Origin of the sequence: Mycobacterium colombiense (assembly GCF_001665835.1) — a bacterium.
GTDB classification, from domain to species: Bacteria; Actinomycetota; Actinomycetes; order Mycobacteriales; family Mycobacteriaceae; genus Mycobacterium; species Mycobacterium colombiense_A.
In genome coordinates this window covers 190,603-205,920 of sequence record NZ_LZSX01000032.1, presented here as the reverse complement: position 1 = coordinate 205,920, position 15,318 = coordinate 190,603, and the positions used below count along the sequence as shown (strand labels likewise).

The 15,318-nt window shown below is 62.8% G+C and carries 15 protein-coding genes and 1 tRNA gene; 5 read left to right on the top strand and 11 right to left on the bottom strand.

Translation table 11 applies throughout. The features are described from left to right. Nucleotides 1-75 precede the first annotated feature (75 nt). A complete protein-coding gene (locus A5760_RS27555) occupies nucleotides 76-201 on the top strand; it encodes a hypothetical protein (protein ID WP_269198846.1) in 126 nt (41 codons plus the stop codon). 209 nt (nucleotides 202-410) lie between these two features. Here the strand turns inward: A5760_RS27555 and A5760_RS26615 are convergent, their stop codons facing one another. The 10 genes from A5760_RS26615 to A5760_RS07485 all read right to left on the bottom strand — a co-directional run bounded on the left by A5760_RS26615 (nucleotide 411) and on the right by A5760_RS07485 (nucleotide 9,702). Continuing rightward, a complete protein-coding gene (locus A5760_RS26615) occupies nucleotides 411-656 on the bottom strand; it encodes a hypothetical protein (RefSeq protein WP_155764237.1) in 246 nt (81 codons plus the stop codon). A 738-nt stretch (nucleotides 657-1,394) separates the two neighbouring features. Then, nucleotides 1,395-2,231: a hypothetical protein gene (locus A5760_RS26605; RefSeq protein WP_155764235.1), complete on the bottom strand. Its 837-nt coding sequence runs from the start codon at nucleotides 2,229-2,231 to the stop codon at nucleotides 1,395-1,397. A gap of 16 nt (nucleotides 2,232-2,247) precedes the next feature. Continuing rightward, the gene (locus tag A5760_RS27550; protein ID WP_064879244.1) at nucleotides 2,248-3,942 is read right to left on the bottom strand and encodes a DNA methyltransferase; all 1,695 of its coding nucleotides are present in this window, start codon (nucleotides 3,940-3,942) and stop codon (nucleotides 2,248-2,250) included. Between the two features lie 22 nt (nucleotides 3,943-3,964). Further along, nucleotides 3,965-4,141 (bottom strand): helix-turn-helix domain-containing protein, encoded by a 177-nt coding sequence (locus A5760_RS26030; RefSeq protein ID WP_082279379.1) that lies wholly within the window; start codon nucleotides 4,139-4,141, stop codon nucleotides 3,965-3,967. A gap of 314 nt (nucleotides 4,142-4,455) precedes the next feature. Next, nucleotides 4,456-4,528, bottom strand: a tRNA-Arg gene (locus tag A5760_RS07510). 49 nt (nucleotides 4,529-4,577) lie between these two features. Next, the gene (locus A5760_RS07505) at nucleotides 4,578-5,402 is read right to left on the bottom strand and encodes an LLM class F420-dependent oxidoreductase (protein ID WP_082279378.1); all 825 of its coding nucleotides are present in this window, start codon (nucleotides 5,400-5,402) and stop codon (nucleotides 4,578-4,580) included. A gap of 7 nt (nucleotides 5,403-5,409) precedes the next feature. Further along, a complete protein-coding gene (locus tag A5760_RS07500) occupies nucleotides 5,410-6,483 on the bottom strand; it encodes a poly-gamma-glutamate hydrolase family protein (protein ID WP_064879240.1) in 1,074 nt (357 codons plus the stop codon). After that, the gene (locus tag A5760_RS07495) at nucleotides 6,484-7,725 is read right to left on the bottom strand and encodes an Nramp family divalent metal transporter (protein WP_196772021.1); all 1,242 of its coding nucleotides are present in this window, start codon (nucleotides 7,723-7,725) and stop codon (nucleotides 6,484-6,486) included. It lies immediately after the preceding gene. An 84-nt stretch (nucleotides 7,726-7,809) separates the two neighbouring features. Continuing rightward, a complete protein-coding gene (locus tag A5760_RS07490) occupies nucleotides 7,810-8,886 on the bottom strand; it encodes a hypothetical protein (protein ID WP_064879236.1) in 1,077 nt (358 codons plus the stop codon). 24 nt (nucleotides 8,887-8,910) lie between these two features. Continuing rightward, entirely contained in the window at nucleotides 8,911-9,702 is a 792-nt protein-coding gene (locus A5760_RS07485) for an SDR family oxidoreductase (protein ID WP_064879234.1), read from the bottom strand. Nucleotides 9,703-9,941: 239 nt separating this feature from the next. Here A5760_RS07485 and pstS (A5760_RS07480) point away from each other — a divergent pair, with 239 nt between their 5' ends. The 4 genes from pstS (A5760_RS07480) to pstA all read left to right on the top strand — a co-directional run bounded on the left by pstS (A5760_RS07480) (nucleotide 9,942) and on the right by pstA (nucleotide 14,344). Next, nucleotides 9,942-11,048, top strand: coding sequence for a phosphate ABC transporter substrate-binding protein PstS (gene pstS, locus A5760_RS07480; RefSeq protein WP_064879232.1), 1,107 nt, complete (start codon nucleotides 9,942-9,944; stop codon nucleotides 11,046-11,048). Nucleotides 11,049-11,298: 250 nt separating this feature from the next. Then, nucleotides 11,299-12,411 carry a phosphate ABC transporter substrate-binding protein PstS gene (gene pstS, locus A5760_RS07475; protein ID WP_064879230.1) on the top strand — a complete coding sequence of 371 codons (1,113 nt, stop codon included), beginning with the start codon at nucleotides 11,299-11,301 and terminating at the stop codon, nucleotides 12,409-12,411. 30 nt (nucleotides 12,412-12,441) lie between these two features. Then, nucleotides 12,442-13,416 carry a phosphate ABC transporter permease subunit PstC gene (gene pstC / locus A5760_RS07470; RefSeq protein ID WP_155764247.1) on the top strand — a complete coding sequence of 325 codons (975 nt, stop codon included), beginning with the start codon at nucleotides 12,442-12,444 and terminating at the stop codon, nucleotides 13,414-13,416. A 25-nt stretch (nucleotides 13,417-13,441) separates the two neighbouring features. Further along, nucleotides 13,442-14,344, top strand: a complete 903-nt coding sequence (pstA, locus tag A5760_RS07465; protein WP_064879226.1) for a phosphate ABC transporter permease PstA — start codon at nucleotides 13,442-13,444, stop codon at nucleotides 14,342-14,344. A 12-nt stretch (nucleotides 14,345-14,356) separates the two neighbouring features. On the opposite strand, the gene A5760_RS07460 is transcribed toward pstA, so the two are convergent. Next, the gene (locus A5760_RS07460; RefSeq protein WP_064879224.1) at nucleotides 14,357-15,262 is read right to left on the bottom strand and encodes a Ku protein; all 906 of its coding nucleotides are present in this window, start codon (nucleotides 15,260-15,262) and stop codon (nucleotides 14,357-14,359) included. Nucleotides 15,263-15,318: the final 56 nt, after the last annotated feature.

Genomic DNA, 15,318 nt, shown 5'->3' with positions numbered 1-15,318 from the left:
TCGAAGACTGCCGTTTAGCGAAGGTGGGCCATATCGCGGCAAGGCTCCACGAGCCAGAAAGATCATAGGTTAGACATGGCTACTGCGAAACAGCTTGCAGCACGGCGCAAGTTCGCCAAGGCTGCTCGCAAGAAAGCCGGCAAGGTTGGCGCAGCAGCCGCGTCGCGCAAGAAACAGCCGAAAAAGGTTCGCAAGAGCTAGTGTTCGGCTCGCATTGGCGTTCGGCCTGATACCAGCGGACCGAGAGCCGATTGCCAAATGGTGTGGTTTCGCCCTTTCCCACGCCAGCACGAACGGCAGTCATTGGGTTGAGAAACAAGCCTAGTGGCTGCCGTTAGTGTGTTTTCTGCTGCCAAGCAAGCTGGGGAAAATTCCCCACCTGAGCGAGTAACCGGAGCTGATGGCAAGAGTTATCCTGATGGGGAAAGGTGAAGATAGATTTCGTCTGGTGGTTCAATACTTCTGTCATCACGTTGGTTAGTTGTAATGACGATGTACTCACTGCCGCGCTCGCGACTCGCTGCTTCTAGTTCTCTTGCCGCGCTGAGAACTTCGCCATAGCTGCACGAAAGTTGTTGTGCTAGTTGGCTGCCTGAGATTGCGGCGCTTTCCGGATACTTTTGTAGTTCGGCGATGATTTTGTCTTTGAGGTTCATTACCTCAGATTAGAACTTGTCTGTGCCAAATGGGCCACCTGCGCACTGGTGGGGAGGTCAAGCGCGGTCTGCACTGGTGCGGACTTACCCTCTGGTGCTGGCTGCCGGGGCTGAGCCACCCGCTCGGGGACGTTGACAGCTGGCCGGCGTCAGAGGCTAGGTGACGCGGCAAAATCGTTCTCTGGTGAATGGTTCTTACGTTGTCGCAGGTCAGGGACCGTTCACAATGGGTTTTTCCTGGTCAGAGCGGGTAAAATGGAGGTATGTCGGCAAGCCAAGAGTTCTTCACTGTTGAACGGACGCACGCCGAGTTTGAGCACAAGCTGCGCCAGGCCATCTTTTTCGGCAAAACGTGGCATCAGTGCCCTACGTGCTTGTGGAGAGAGACACAAGACGCGATAGACCGCATAGCCGACGAGTATCCAAACGTCAGCTTCGAATCTGTGCTGGCCGCGCGGCATGACTTTGAGTGCCAGCTTGACGGCAGGCTCTCAGAGCGAAACCGACTCATCTTTGAGGCAGAGCTAGCGAAGATCGCCAAACGGTACGGATGGACGTAGAACGCTATCCACCAGGGCGGGTGTTGTCTTAAGCGCGGCCAGCTCTGCGCGGACCGCCTCTAGCGCGGCGACCACCTTTGGGTCATCAGGGTTATAGCCCTCATCGCGGATCGCAGCGCGTTCAATCTCATCCATACCGGCTTGGACGCAGAAGCCGCCGTATTGGTTCCTGCCAGGCTCACTTGGCCTGTTGGTCGGCTTCGGGGCCGCTTTGAGTGGGTGGGTCTGGTGGGTTTTCGGGTGGCGGATCGGATGGTGATGCGTTCTGTACTGGCGGTTCTGGCTGCGGTTGGTCGTCGCCTTGTTTTTGGGCATGGCGTTGTTGGGCACCGTGAATCATTTGGTGCATACGGTCAGACAGCGCTTTCCGTCGCTGTGCCTCGGCCTGGCGGTATGCGCGTTCTTCATCGACAGGGACCGGATAAATCCAGATTCCATCGTGTTCGCTCTTGTAACTCTTGAGAACGGATGAGATATCAGAGAGCTTGCCCGCTATTTCTTTGGCGGATTCATCGGGGCTATCACCGACAAACGTTGTGTCAAAGTGTGTGTCCCAATCCAGGATTGACGGGTTTTCGAACTTGTTGCCTCGACTGTCTTCAAAGCTCACGGAACCTTCGAAGCGCGAACCTAATTCGTCACGCTTGTCGTAGCGGTTGATAGATGAATCCCAAAAATTCCGCCACTCTTGACCGGGTGCCAACACGGCGATTTCGTCGGGTATGTGCAACTGGGTGACTTGATCGCCTGTCATGCCCATATATGGCGTAACAGTCAGCGGCGGAAATTTAAGCTTCACGTGATACGCAGGTGTCAGACCGTAGTTAGCAACCACCAAGTCTAAGAACTGGTAGACCTTGGCGTTAGGCCTAACGAATGCGACAACGTTTGGCTGCGTTTGTCTTTCGCGTGTTTGGCGCAGTTCCCACACTTGCCACGCCGCAAAACCCGCCGCCGCGATGGCAACGACAGCGGTAACGCATGATCCCAAAGCTGCCCAAGCATCTGTACGCACGATTCGGTCCTTCTCATCAGAACAACATCTCTTGATCCTTGTTCGGCGTCTTGATTGCTTCGGCTTGAATGTGGGTCTCGGTATCGGTCAGCGGCAATCGCGGCCGCTTGCCTTCTAGCAGTTCGGCAATCGTGATGTGCTGTAAACGGTCAAACGGTTCATGCACTGACGGATGCTTGTAGGTCTTGCCGTGGGCGATTTCGTCCCGCACGCCTTTGGTCGACGGCTTAAGTGTGACAAGCACACCCATCTCGGCATTTTGAGTTATCAGCGTGCCGTTAAGATCACGAACGTCAGTCGGGCCGTAATTTCCACCCTTGACACTTACGATGATCTTTCCACGTTCGTTCTTTCCCGGCAGCAAGAATCGCCCGATGCCGTCAACTCCCTTGTCGCCGCCCGGTTTTGCCTTCGGCCTTGCGCCGACTAGCGAGACTGCCCAACGTTCAAATTCAAAGTGGCTGCGCTCAAACAACTTCTGCGCGCCGTCCAAATCCCTTGGAATGCCATTGACTTCGTAGGTTGATTCAATCGGTGGCACGTGGTCCTTGTAGACCTCATTTAGCCGCTTCGTGATCAAATCAATCGCGAAGTACGTAATGTCGATGCCGATCCACTTGCGATTCAATCGTTGCGCCGCGTCGACCGTCGTGCCGCAACCGCAAAAGGGGTCAAGAATTATGTCCCCTTCGTTGCTACTCGCATTGATGACTCGCTCCATTAACGCGAGAGGCTTCTGAGTGGGATAACCGAGTCGTTCTGCCGCTTGAGAATTAATTGGATCAATATCGATGATGATATCTTGCGCTGGCGTGCCAGGAGAAATATCAAGGAATTGCTTAAATCGAGGCTGTCCGTCTGCCTTCTTGGGCCAATGTATCAGGCCGAGTTCGTCTGCCTTGTCGAGCCGCTCCTGCATTGGCAGCGATGCGAGCGATTGGCCTGTTAATTTCTCGTAGAGGTCATACATGAGAGATGGCGGCTGCCAATGACGACCGCCCTTCGTCGGGTTTACGCCACGCCAAGGTTTTCCTGAATCACCCTGCCGGACACCAGGTCCCGTAAGCGCGACATCTTGATACAAGCCTCTTGCGTCGTTCCAAACAAACTTCTCCGCAACGTATTGCCGATCGTATTCTTGGAAGACGCGATTCCATGTGTAAGTGCTGCCCTTTGTATAAAATAAAAGTACGTCGTGCTGCGGGCCCCAGCGCTTCGCAGAATTATGCGAGTTCGTGCGTTTCCAAATTACTTCGCTTTTGAAATTCTTTGGGTCAAAGATGGCATCTAACAAAATCTTCAGATAATGGCTCATAGTTGGATCACAATGTAGGTAAAGGGATCCCGTTGCCTTTAAGACACGGTGAAGCTCAAGCAATCGCGGTGCCATGTTCGTTAGATACGCCATTGCGTCGTTTTCGCCCAGCAGGGTATGCATCGCGGTCAGAGCGTCCGCGGCCTCATTCGGTGCGTCTTCGATGAACTGACCAAAGTGAGTGTCAGTGGTCGGCGTCCAATGCCAAGTATCTTCGAACGCTTCAATCTGTGCGCTGTCTTCACTGTCGTACTGAGCGTTCCGGTTGAAGATGACCGAGTAGTTGCGGTTGCTGTTAAACGGCGGGTCAAGGTACACCAGGTCTACGGATTCATCCTTGATGTACTTGCGCAGTACGTCGAGGTTGTCGCCATAGTAGAGCTGGTTTTTGTCCACGCCAGCAGCGTAGGCGGTTGGTTCAGTTGACTCGCTGCGCCACGCGGTCTAGGTCAGCGGGATCAAACTTGAGCAGTTTTGGGCCGATTCGCTGAGCTGTGAGCCAACCGCGAGCGATGTAGTTGCGGATGGTGTTGGTCGATACGCCGAGATAGTCGGCAGCTTGGACAGTCGAGAGCAGACGGGGCTGTTTGGTCATGGCTGGCACCTTTGAACGCAGTTGAATCAGGGCTAGCGTTCTGGTGCCTAACGCATCAGCTGCGTTCTATCTGGCGGCAACGCTCTAGCGGTTTGAATTAGCACCCTATGCGGCGCTCTGGTAAACCGAATAGGTGCAGCTTAATGCGTGTTGGCACCAAATGGCAACAGAGCGTTTCGGCCCGCGAGTAGGCTTGCGCAGCAAACAGATTCGGCTTACGCCTGCCGGAAGTTGATAGCACATGGATCACACGCCGGGATCATCAGCTACTATGAAGTAGTCAGTTTTACTGCGATGACGCGCTTACGGCAAAGTGCCCCCGGCAGGATTCGAACCTGCGACACCGGCTTTAGGAGAGCCGTGCTCTATCCCCTGAGCTACGGGGGCGGACCGGCCTGAGCTTACCGGTACGCCCGCCGATAAATCGCCGCGGCGGTCAGCGCAGTTCGGCGATCACCTTCGAGAAGTTGTCGATGTTGTTGTCCTGCACGGTGAAGGACGACACGCCGTACTTTTCGCGGTATCCGAGCAGCGTGTCGGCGATCTCGCGGGGCGAACCGCTCAGTACCGAGGGCTGGGACAGGATCTGTTCGTCGGACAGGTCCGGCGAGTAAGCGCGGGTCAGCTTGAGGTCGGGCTCGGTCTCGCCGTCCCGCGGCATCGCCGTGATGGCCAGGTTCAGCTCGAGTGAGTCGAACCGGTCTCCCGCCGCCTTGCGGACGAACTCGACGCGTTCGGCGAACGGGTCTTCGACGTCGCGCACCTTGGAGCCGGTCAGCCCGATGATGTCGGCATTGCGGGCGGCGATGGTCAGCACCCGGTCGCCATTGCCGGCGATGATGAGCGGCGTCGACGGGTGGTGCTCTTTCAGGTACTTCGTCATGTGCTCGAGGTAGTCGACCCGGGCGCCGGCGCTGGGATACGGGATCTCCGCGGCCTCGAACTCTTCCCGGACGTAACCGGTGCCAAGCCCGATCTCGAGGCGGCCGTCGCTGAGCAGATCCAGGCCCTGCATGTCCCGGCTGAGCAGGGCCGGCTTGTAGAACGCCGAGTTGAGCACGTACATGCTCAGCCGCAGCGTCGTGGTGACCATCGCGACCGCGGTCAGCGTCGGGAACGGAGCCGCGGCACCCAAATGGTCGGGCACACAGAGAATGTCGAAGCCTGCGTCCTCAGCCCGCTTGGCCTTGTCGAGCAGTGCCTCGCGCGACTTGAAGAACCGCATGCTCATTCCAAAGCGAAAATCCTTGGCCACCAACAATCTCCGTTCAACGATCCGACATTGACCAACTACGGGCGGCCTCCGCCAACCCGTGAATCAGGGCGCTGGTGACCGACGACAAACCGTCATCATCCGGCAGTGGGCTGCGCGGGCTGATCCCCCTGACCCGGGCCGAGAGCTCCAGCTGGGTTCCGCCGTCCCGCACCCGGTTCACCGGGTTGCGCGGATGCAGGCCCCGCAATTCCGGCGGGATCTCATCGAGGTCGGTGATCACTTGGTAGCCGCCCAGCTGAATGTGCCGGGCCAGGTGAGCGGCCAGCGCCCGGTTACGCCCGCCCGCCAACAGCTGGGTGCTGCGACCGTCGCGGCCGTAGCCGTGCAGCGACACCGCGACGTCGACATGGTCGAGGAACTCGGCGAGCCGCGGCGACTCGGCCGGGTCGAACAGGGCCGACGGCAGGTGATGCGGATAGGCGTTGGGATGGCGCATCACGTACACCGAGGCGCCGGCTGCCTCGGCGGCACGCTCGGCGATCACGTCGGTCATCTCTTCCAGCCCGCCACCGTGGATCGCCAAAAAGCCGAAACGCGAACGCAATTGGCTGATCTCGGTAACCCCGGGCTCGCTCAGCAACACCGAAAGTGACTGTGGCCCAAGCCCGGACGCCGACGACTTCGGGCGGGGCCAGCCGGCGGGGTCCCAGCGGCGCAAGAAGTCCACCCAGCGTTGCGGCAGCCCGTGCTGCGTGGCGCCGTCGATGATCTTGGGCAGGTAGCCCGGTCTGGGCGGGCCCGGCGTCACGCGGTGGTCGATGTAGACCCAGGCCGGCGCCGGCCCGGCGGCGGTGTGCACGGTCATCTCGTCGCGCCGGTAGCGCACCGGCACCCCCTCGGCGCTGTCCAGCGTCGCCAGGTCACCGTCGGAGATCCGCCACACCACCCCATACACCTGGTTACCGGCGAGTGGTTCGACGGTGGCCACGCCGCGCTGATTGATCAGCCAGTCGTGATCGGCCAGCACGGCGGGCCGCGGATGCGCGGCGTCGGGACAGCGTTGCGCCATCTGCCTGACGCATAGGTTCGACCCGTATGCGAAGTAAAGGTGCCGGAGGGCCGGCATTCAGCCGGTCACCGTCAGCCAGATGAGCACCACGTTAAGCAGACTAATCAATACGCCGACGGCCCAGCCAAGGATCGTCGTGATGCGGTGATTGGTGTCGCTGCCCATCAGCCCGCGATCGCTGGTCAGCTTGATCAAAGGCAGCACGGCAAAAGGTATTCCGAACGACAACACCACCTGCGACAGCACCAGTGCGCGGGTGGGGTCGAATCCCACCGCCAAGATCACCAGCGCGGGCACCAGGGTGACCACCCGCCGCACCACCATCGGAATCGACCGGTGCAGCAATCCCTGCATGATCATGGCGCCGGCGTAGGCGCCCACCGACGACGACGCCAGACCCGACGCGAGCAACCCGACCGCAAACAGCACCGCGATGGTCGCGCCCAGCGTGTTGTGAATCGCCGAGTAGGCGCCCTCGATGGAGGCGCTGACGTCGCGGTGTTGCAGGTTGACGGCGGCGATCACCAGCATCACGGCGTTCACCGTGCCGGCCACCGTCATCGCCAGCACGACGTCCCAGCGGGTGACGCGCAGCAGCAGGCGCCGATGTGAGCCCTCGTCGGGATGCCCGTGCCGGTCCAGGACCAAGCCGGAATGCATGTAGACCGCGTGCGGCATCACGGTGGCGCCCAGGATGGCGGCCGCCAGCAGCACGCTTTCGGTGCCGCGGAACCGGGGGATCAGCCCGCCGAGCATCTCCTCGGGCGGGGCCGTCTTGACGAAGAAGCTCGCCGCGAACCCGATCGCGATGACCAGCAGCAAGCCGGTGATGACCCGCTCGAAGATGATCTGCCCGCGCCGGTCCTGAATCCCCAGCAGCAGCAGGGCCACCAGACCGGTGATCAGCCCGCCGACCAGCAGCGGCAGGTTGAACAGAATGTGCAAGGCGATGGCCCCGCCGACGACCTCGGCCGCGTCGGTCGCGATGGCCACGAGTTCGGCCTGAGCCCAGTAGACCAGCCGCGCCGGGCGGCCCATCCGCTTGCCGATCGTGGCGGGCAGGGAGCGTCCGGTGACCAGTCCCAGCTTCGCCGACAGGTACTGCACCAGGCCCGCCAGCACGTTGGCCACGACGATGACCCACAGCAGCAGGTAGCCGTACTGCGAGCCGGCGCTGACGTTGGCGGCGACGTTTCCCGGGTCGACGTAGGCGATCGCGGCGACGAACGCGGGCCCGAGCAAATACCAGTTGCCCTTGAGCGAGCCCTGGGTGCGCTGCCCCAACGTGCCGACCTCGATTCACTTCACCGAATAAGAAAGTGAGGGTAGTCGAACATCTCGGCGCAACCCGCAGCGGCTACGGCGTTTCCCGCCCTCGAGTCCTCACTGCGGGAGGTAGAGCCCCTTGCCGGTGACCAGCGGCAGGTCCAAGGTCGTCACGATGCCGGGCCGGGCGGCCACCACCGCGGGGATCGCGTTGACGACGCGCATCGCGGTGGCCACCAGGCCGGCGTGGTTGTGATCACCCCTGCGGCTGCTCAGGCAGACGTCGATGGCATAAGACGGTTCGCCGGTGATCTCGATGCGGTAGGAGCCACCCTCCTGCGCGGGCTGCGGCCACTCCGGACACAGATCCTCGCGCAGCCGGGTGACGTGTTCGAGGACGACGACGGGATCGCCGTTGACCATGCCGGACACCTCGAAGCGCAACGCCGCGGCGGTGCCCTTGGCGATATGGCCCGAGGCGATGTCGAAATCTTCCGGGGCGGGGATGCGCACGTAGTCCTGGGTGACCTCGTCGAGTGAAATGCCCAGACCCGCAGCCATTTGGCGGATCACCGAGCCCCACGCCAGGCTGAGCACGCCGGGCTGCAGCAGCATGGGAAGCTCGTCTAGCGGCTTGCCGAAGCCCATCACGTCGAACATGACCGCGGCGCTGTCATACGTGGCGTAGTCGACGATCTCCATGCACCGGATCTGCTGGATGCTCTGGCAGGTACCCGCCAGAGCCAGCGGCAGCAGATCGTTGGCGAAGCCGGGATCGATACCGTTGACGTAGAGGCTCGAATTCCCTTCTTGCGCAGCGTCTTCCAGCGGCTTGATGAGCTCCTCGGGGATGACCTGCCAGGGGTACTGCAAGAAGACCGGGCCGCTGCCGACGATGTTGATTCCCGCCGCCAGGACGCGCCGGTAGTCCTCGAGCGCCTCGGGCAACCGGTTGTCAGCCAGTGCGTTGTACACGGCGCATTGCGGGCCGGTGGCCAGCACGGCATCCAGGTCAGTACTGGCGAGCACACCGGTCGACTCGCTAAGTCCCGCAAGCTCCGCCGCGTCCTTGCCGGCCTTGGCGTCCGAGGACACCCAGACGCCCTTCAGGTCGAACTCCGGATTGGTGATGAGCGCGCGCAGGGCGTGGATACCGACGTTGCCGGTGCCCAATTGGACGACGGGGATGGGCATGACGTGCTCCTCAGCGGTCGGGGGTCACAGGTCCGGGACGGGGATGTCGAGGTTGGGGAAGGTGAGGCCGCCGTCGACCTCGAGGGTCTTACCGGTCAGGAAGTCACCGGCGGGAGAGGCCAAATAGACTGCGGCGGCGGCGATGTCGACGGGATCGCCGAGGCGGCGCATGGGTGTGGCCTTCTCCATCGGCGCGCGCAGGTCGTCGTTGGAGGCGACCACGTCCAGGGCGGAGGTCAGGATGGATCCCGGAGCGATCGCGTTGACCCGGATGCGTGGGCACAGGTCCAGCGCGGCCGACCGGGTGTAGTGGGACAGCGCTGCTTTGGCGGTGGCGTAGGCCGCGAAACCGCGGCCGGCCAGCCGGCCCATGGTCGAGGTGATGTTGATGATGCTGCCGCCGCCGGAGTGCTCGAGCATCAACGGCACCGCCGCCAGCGTGAGCGCGTGAGCTGTCGCGACATTGAAGGTGAAGGCGTCCTTGAGGTCCTTGGTCGAGGTGGTCAGCAGCGTGTTGGGCATGGTGCCGCCGACGTTGTTGACGACGATGTCTAGTTTCCCGAATGCCTCGACGGCCTGCCCGGCCAGCTCCGCGGTGGAATCGGGGTGGGCCAGGTCGGCGGTGACGATGTGGGCCCGCCGTCCGACGGCCCGGACCTGTTCTGCGACGGCTTCTAGTTGAGACTCCGTGCGCGAGGCGATGAGGACATCGGCGCCCGCCTCGGCGAAGGCCAGCGCGATGGCCGCCCCGAGACCGCGGCCTGCACCAGTGATGACGGCGACTTTGTCGTCGAGACGGAACCTGTCAAGGATCATGGCGGCCTCTCTTCGTTTCGGTGTCAGCCGACACGGTAGCAAGCCGCGCCGTCTCGGATCGGGCATTTCTGGAACAGGTTCTACTTTTGCACACGGGTGTGACGATGCGGCCCCGCAGCGGAGGCACGCGCGCGGCACCCGCGCCCACCGGCGCCGGGCGACCATTCGCCCGCCGTTAACCTTGGTGCTGTTAGCTGAACGGCGACGATCATGTCTGGTCTTCACCGTGAGGAAGTCGCATGAGGCGCAACCGATTTGGTGCCGCATTGAGTGTCCTGACGGCCGGTGCGCTGGCGTTGTCGGGGTGCGGTGGCAACGACACCCGCGCATGGGGGAGCGGGGCAACTCCGCCCGGCCGGGTCGATTGCGGTGGAAAGAAGACGCTGAAGGCCAGCGGATCGACCGCGCAGGCCAACGCGATGACCCGCTTCGTCAGCTCGTTCGAGCGGGCCTGCCCCGGCCAGACGCTGAATTACACCCCCAACGGTTCGGGTGCGGGCATCGGTGAATTCACGGGTAATCAAACCGATTTCGCGGGTTCGGACTCGCCGTTGGCCCCGATCGAATACTTCGCGGCCCAGGCGCGATGCGGTTCGCCGGCGTGGAACCTGCCGGTGGTTTTCGGCCCGATCGCCATCACCTACAACGTCACGGGCGTCAACTCGCTGATCCTGGACGGCCTCACCATCGCCAAAATCTTCAAGGGCGCGATCGCCGCCTGGAACGATCCCGCCATCCGGGCGCTGAACCCGGGCACCGCATTGCCCGCCGAGCCCATCCACGTCACGTTCCGCAGCGACCAGTCCGGCACCACGGACAATTTCCAGAAATACCTGGACTCCGCGGCCGACGGCGTGTGGGACAGGGGCATCGGCAAGGCCTTCAATGGCGGGGTCGGCGAGGGTGCCGAAGGCAATGGCGGCACGTCGGCGGCCGTGAAGGCGACCGAAGGAGCGATCAGCTACAACGAATGGTCGTTCGCGTCGGCGCAGAACCTGACCATCGCCAGGATCGTCACCTCGGCCGGCCCGGACCCGGTGTCGATCGGTGCGGAGTCGGTCGGCAAGACGATCTCCGGCGCCACCCTGACCGGGCGGGGCAACGACCTGGTCGTCGACACCTTCTCGTTCTACAAGCCGACCCGGCCCGGCTCGTATCCCATCGTGTTGGCCACCTACGAGATCGTGTGCTCGAAATATCCCGACCCCCAGGTCGGTGCGGCGGTAAAGGCGTTCCTGCAGAGCACCATTGGCGATGGACAAAACGGCTTGGCCGGCAATGGATATATCCCGGTGCCCACGTCATTCAAGTCACGGCTGGCGGAGTCCATCAACGCCATCTCATGATGTGAGACGGGCCCGCGGGCGCCGTGAAGGCCGACCGATTTTCTTTGCTGTCGTCGCGTGCCGAAGCGTTGTCGAGTCCGTCTCGCGCGCACGTCGCCGCCCGGAGCCATGGCGTTCAGCGGGGAGCGCCGGACAATTTGCTCAACGTTCACCTTGTTACTGTTAGCTTCGTGGCTGCGAGACGGCTGGTCGGGCGCAGCGGCTACCGACCGGCGGCGATCCTGTTTCATCCCTACCGTAAGGAAGCGAATTGAAACTCAACCGATTTGGCGCCGTGCTGAGTGTCGTGAGCGCCGGGGCGCTGGCGTTGTCGGCATGCGGAAGCGACAACAACGCGACCGGCGCGGGCGCAACAAGCGGCTCCTCGTCGGGCAAGGTGAGCTGCGGCGGAAAGAAGGCCCTCAAGGCCAGCGGCTCGACGGCTCAGGCCAACGCGATGACTCGGTTCGTCAACGCGTACGAGCAGGCCTGCCCCGGCCAGACGCTGAACTACACCGCCAACGGGTCGGGCGCGGGAATCAGCGAATTCAACGGTAAGCAAACGGATTTCGGTGGTTCGGATTCGCCGCTGGCGGCCAACGAATACGCCGCCGCGCAACAGCGGTGCGGGTCGCCGGCGTTGAACCTGCCGGTGGTCTTCGGTCCGATCGCCATCACCTACAACGTCGCGGGCCTGAATTCACTGAGCCTGGACGGCGCCACGGCCGCCAAGATCTTCAACGGCGCGATCACGACGTGGAACGACCCCGCGATCCAGGCGCTCAACCCGGGAGCGGCCCTGCCGTCCGAGCCGATTCACGTCGTGTTCCGCAACGACGAATCCGGCACCACGGACAACTTCCAGAAGTACCTCGATGCCGCCTCCAACGGCGCGTGGGGCAAGGGCGCCGGTAAGACGTTCAAGGGCGGCGTCGGCGAGGGAGCAAAGGGCAACGACGGCACCTCCGCCGCGATCAAGGCGACCGAGGGCTCAGTGACCTACAACGAATGGTCGTTTGCTCAGGCGCAGAAACTGAACATGGCCAAGATCATCACCTCGGCCGGCCCGGATGCGGTGTCGATCACTGCCGACTCGGTGGGCAAGACGATTGCCGGGGCCAAGATCGCCGGCCAGGGCAACGACCTGGTGCTGGACACGCTGTCCTTCTACAAGCCGACCCAGGCCGGTTCCTACCCGATCGTGCTGGCCACCTACGAGATCGTCTGCTCGAAATATCCCGACCCTCAGGTCGGTACGGCGGTCAAGGCGTTCCTGCAAAGCACCATCGGCGCCGGTCAGAACGGCCTGGCGGACAACGGCTACATCCCCATCCCTGACGCGTTCAAGTCGAGATTGTCTGCTTCCATCAACGCCATCGCATAACCTGAGGTGGTCGTGACACGAGGAACAGCAATCAGCCCGTCGACCACGGAGAAGCCGGCACTAACTGCGCTGAGTCAACACGTGGGGCGGCGGGCTGATCGACTGTTCAAGTTGATGGCGGCCGCCGCCGGTTCGACGATCGTGGTCGCCATCGTGTTGATCGCGGTCTTCCTGCTGCTGCGGGCTGTCCCGTCGTTGCGCGTCAACCACGCGAACTTCTTCACCAGCGCCCAGTTCAGCACCAGCGACCCGGCGAAGCTCGCGTTCGGCATCCGGGACCTGTTCATGGTCACGGTGCTGAGCTCGCTCAGCGCGCTGGTGCTGGCCGTTCCGGTCGCGGTCGGTATCGCCGTGTTCCTCACCCAGTACGCGCCGAAGCGGCTGTCGCGCCCCTTCGGCGCGGTGGTGGATCTGCTGGCCGCGGTGCCGTCGATCATCTTCGGGCTGTGGGGAATCTTCGTGCTTGCACCCCAGATCGAGCCGGTGGCCGCTTTTCTCAACCGCCACCTGGGCTGGCTGTTCCTGTTCAAGCAGGGCAATGTCTCGCTGGCCGGTGGCGGCACCATCTTCACCGCCGGCGTCGTGCTCTCGGTGATGATCCTGCCCATCGTCACGTCCGTCTCGCGCGAAGTCTTTCGGCAGACCCCGCATATCCAGATGGAGGCGGCGCAGGCGCTGGGCGCCACCAAATGGGAGGTGGTGCGGATGACTGTGCTGCCCTTCGGCCGCAGCGGCGTCATCGCGGCCTCGATGCTGGGATTGGGCAGGGCGCTGGGCGAGACCGTGGCGGTGCTGATCATCCTGCGTTCGGCCGCCCGCCCGGGCAACTGGTCGCTGTTCGACGGCGGCTACACGTTCGCATCGAAGATCGCGTCGGCGGCCGCGGAGTTCAGCTCGCCGCTGCCCACCGGGGCGTACATCTCGGCGGGATTCGCGCTGTTCGTCTTGACGTTCATCGTCAACGCGCTCGCCCGTGCGATCGCCGGCGGAAAGGTCAACGGATGACCGGCTATGGGAACGAGCGGCGCGCATGACGGTTGAAGCGCTGGACCGGCCGGTCAAGGTCGAGGTGTTCAGGCCGCTGAGCTTCCGGCGCCGGATCACCAACAACGCGGCGACGTTTTTCTTTCTCGGCTCGTTCTGCGTCGCGCTGGTGCCGCTGATCTGGGTGTTGTGGATCGTCGTCGAACGGGGCTGGTACGCCGTCACGCGGTCGGAATGGTGGACCCACTCGCTGCACGGCATCCTGCCGGAACAGTTCTCCGGCGGGGTCTACCACGCGCTGTACGGCACGCTGGTGCAGGCCGGGGTGGCCGCCGCCCTGGCAGTGCCGCTGGGGCTGATGACCGCGGTCTTCCTGGTCGAATACGGGTCCGGGCGCCTGGTGCGGCTGACGACGTTCATGGTCGACGTGCTCGCGGGCGTGCCCTCGATCGTGGCGGCGCTGTTCATCTTCAGCCTCTGGATCGCCACCCTGGGTTTCCAGCAGAGTTCGTTCGCGGTCTCGCTGGCCCTGGTCCTGCTGATGCTGCCGGTGGTGGTGCGCTCCAGTGAGGAGATGCTGCGGCTGGTGCCCGACGACCTGCGCGAGGCCAGCTACGCGCTCGGCGTGTCCAAATGGAAGACCATCGTGCGGATCGTCTTCCCGATCGCGATGCCCGGCATCGTGTCCGGGATTCTGTTGTCCATCGCGCGGGTCATCGGCGAAACCGCGCCGGTGCTGGTGCTGGTCGGCTACAGCCGCTCGATCAACGTCGACATCTTCCACGGCAACATGGCGTCACTGCCGCTGCTGATCTACACCGAGCTCACCAACCCCGAACACGCCGGCTTCCTGCGGATCTGGGGTGCGGCCCTGACCCTGATCATCATGGTCGCCGTCATCAACATCGTCGCGGCGCTGACCCGCTTCCTGGCCACCCGCAAACGCTGACCCGACGGCGGGTCAGGACTTCGACGACGCCTTCGAGGCCGCCTTCTTGGCCGGAGCCTTCTTGGCGGCCGTCTTCTTCGCGGGGGCCTTCTTCGCCGCGGCCTTCTTCGCGGGTGCCTTGCCGTTGCCGGAACGCGCCTTCACGCTGGCCTCCAGCTTGGCGAGCAGATCCGAGACGTCCTCGGTCTCGTCCAGCTCCTTCGGCTGCTCCTCGGTGGTAAACGCTTCTCCGCCTTCGAGTTTGGCGTCGACCAGCTCTTGCAGCTGTTCCTGGTAGGTGTCGTGGTAGCGGTCGGGATTGAAATCCTCGGCCATCGAGTCCACCACCTGGCCGGCCATCTTGAGTTCGGCGGGCTTGATCTCGACCTTCTTGTCCAGGACGGGGAAGTCCGGATCGCGGATCTCGTCGGGCCACAACAAGGTGTGGATCACCATCACGTCGCGCTTGCCGAAGTCCTTGACGCGCAAGGCCGCCAGCCGGGTCTTGTTGCGCAGCGTGAAGTGCACGATCGCCATCCGATCCGTCTCGGCAAGCGTCTTGGCAAGCAGCACATAGGATTTAGACGATTTCGAGTCCGGCTCCAGGAAGTAGCTGCGGTCGAACAGCATCGGGTCCACCTCGCTGGCCGGCACGAACTCCAGCACTTCGATCTCGCGGCTGCGTTCCTCGGGCAGGGTCGCGATGTCGTCGTCGGTGATGATGACCATCTGACCGTCGTCGGATTCGTAGGCCCGGGCGATGTCACGGTATTCGACTGCCTCGCCGTCCACCTCGCAAACGCGTTGGTAGCGGATGCGGCCGTTGTCCTTGGCGTGCACCTGGTGAAACTTGATGTCGTGGTCCTGGGTGGCGCTGTACACCTTGACCGGGACGTTCACCAGCCCGAACGCGATGGAACCCTTCCAGATGGAGCGCATGCAAGTCAGTATGCCCGTAGGGCCGGTGGCAAAACAGCACGACAGGGCTACGACCT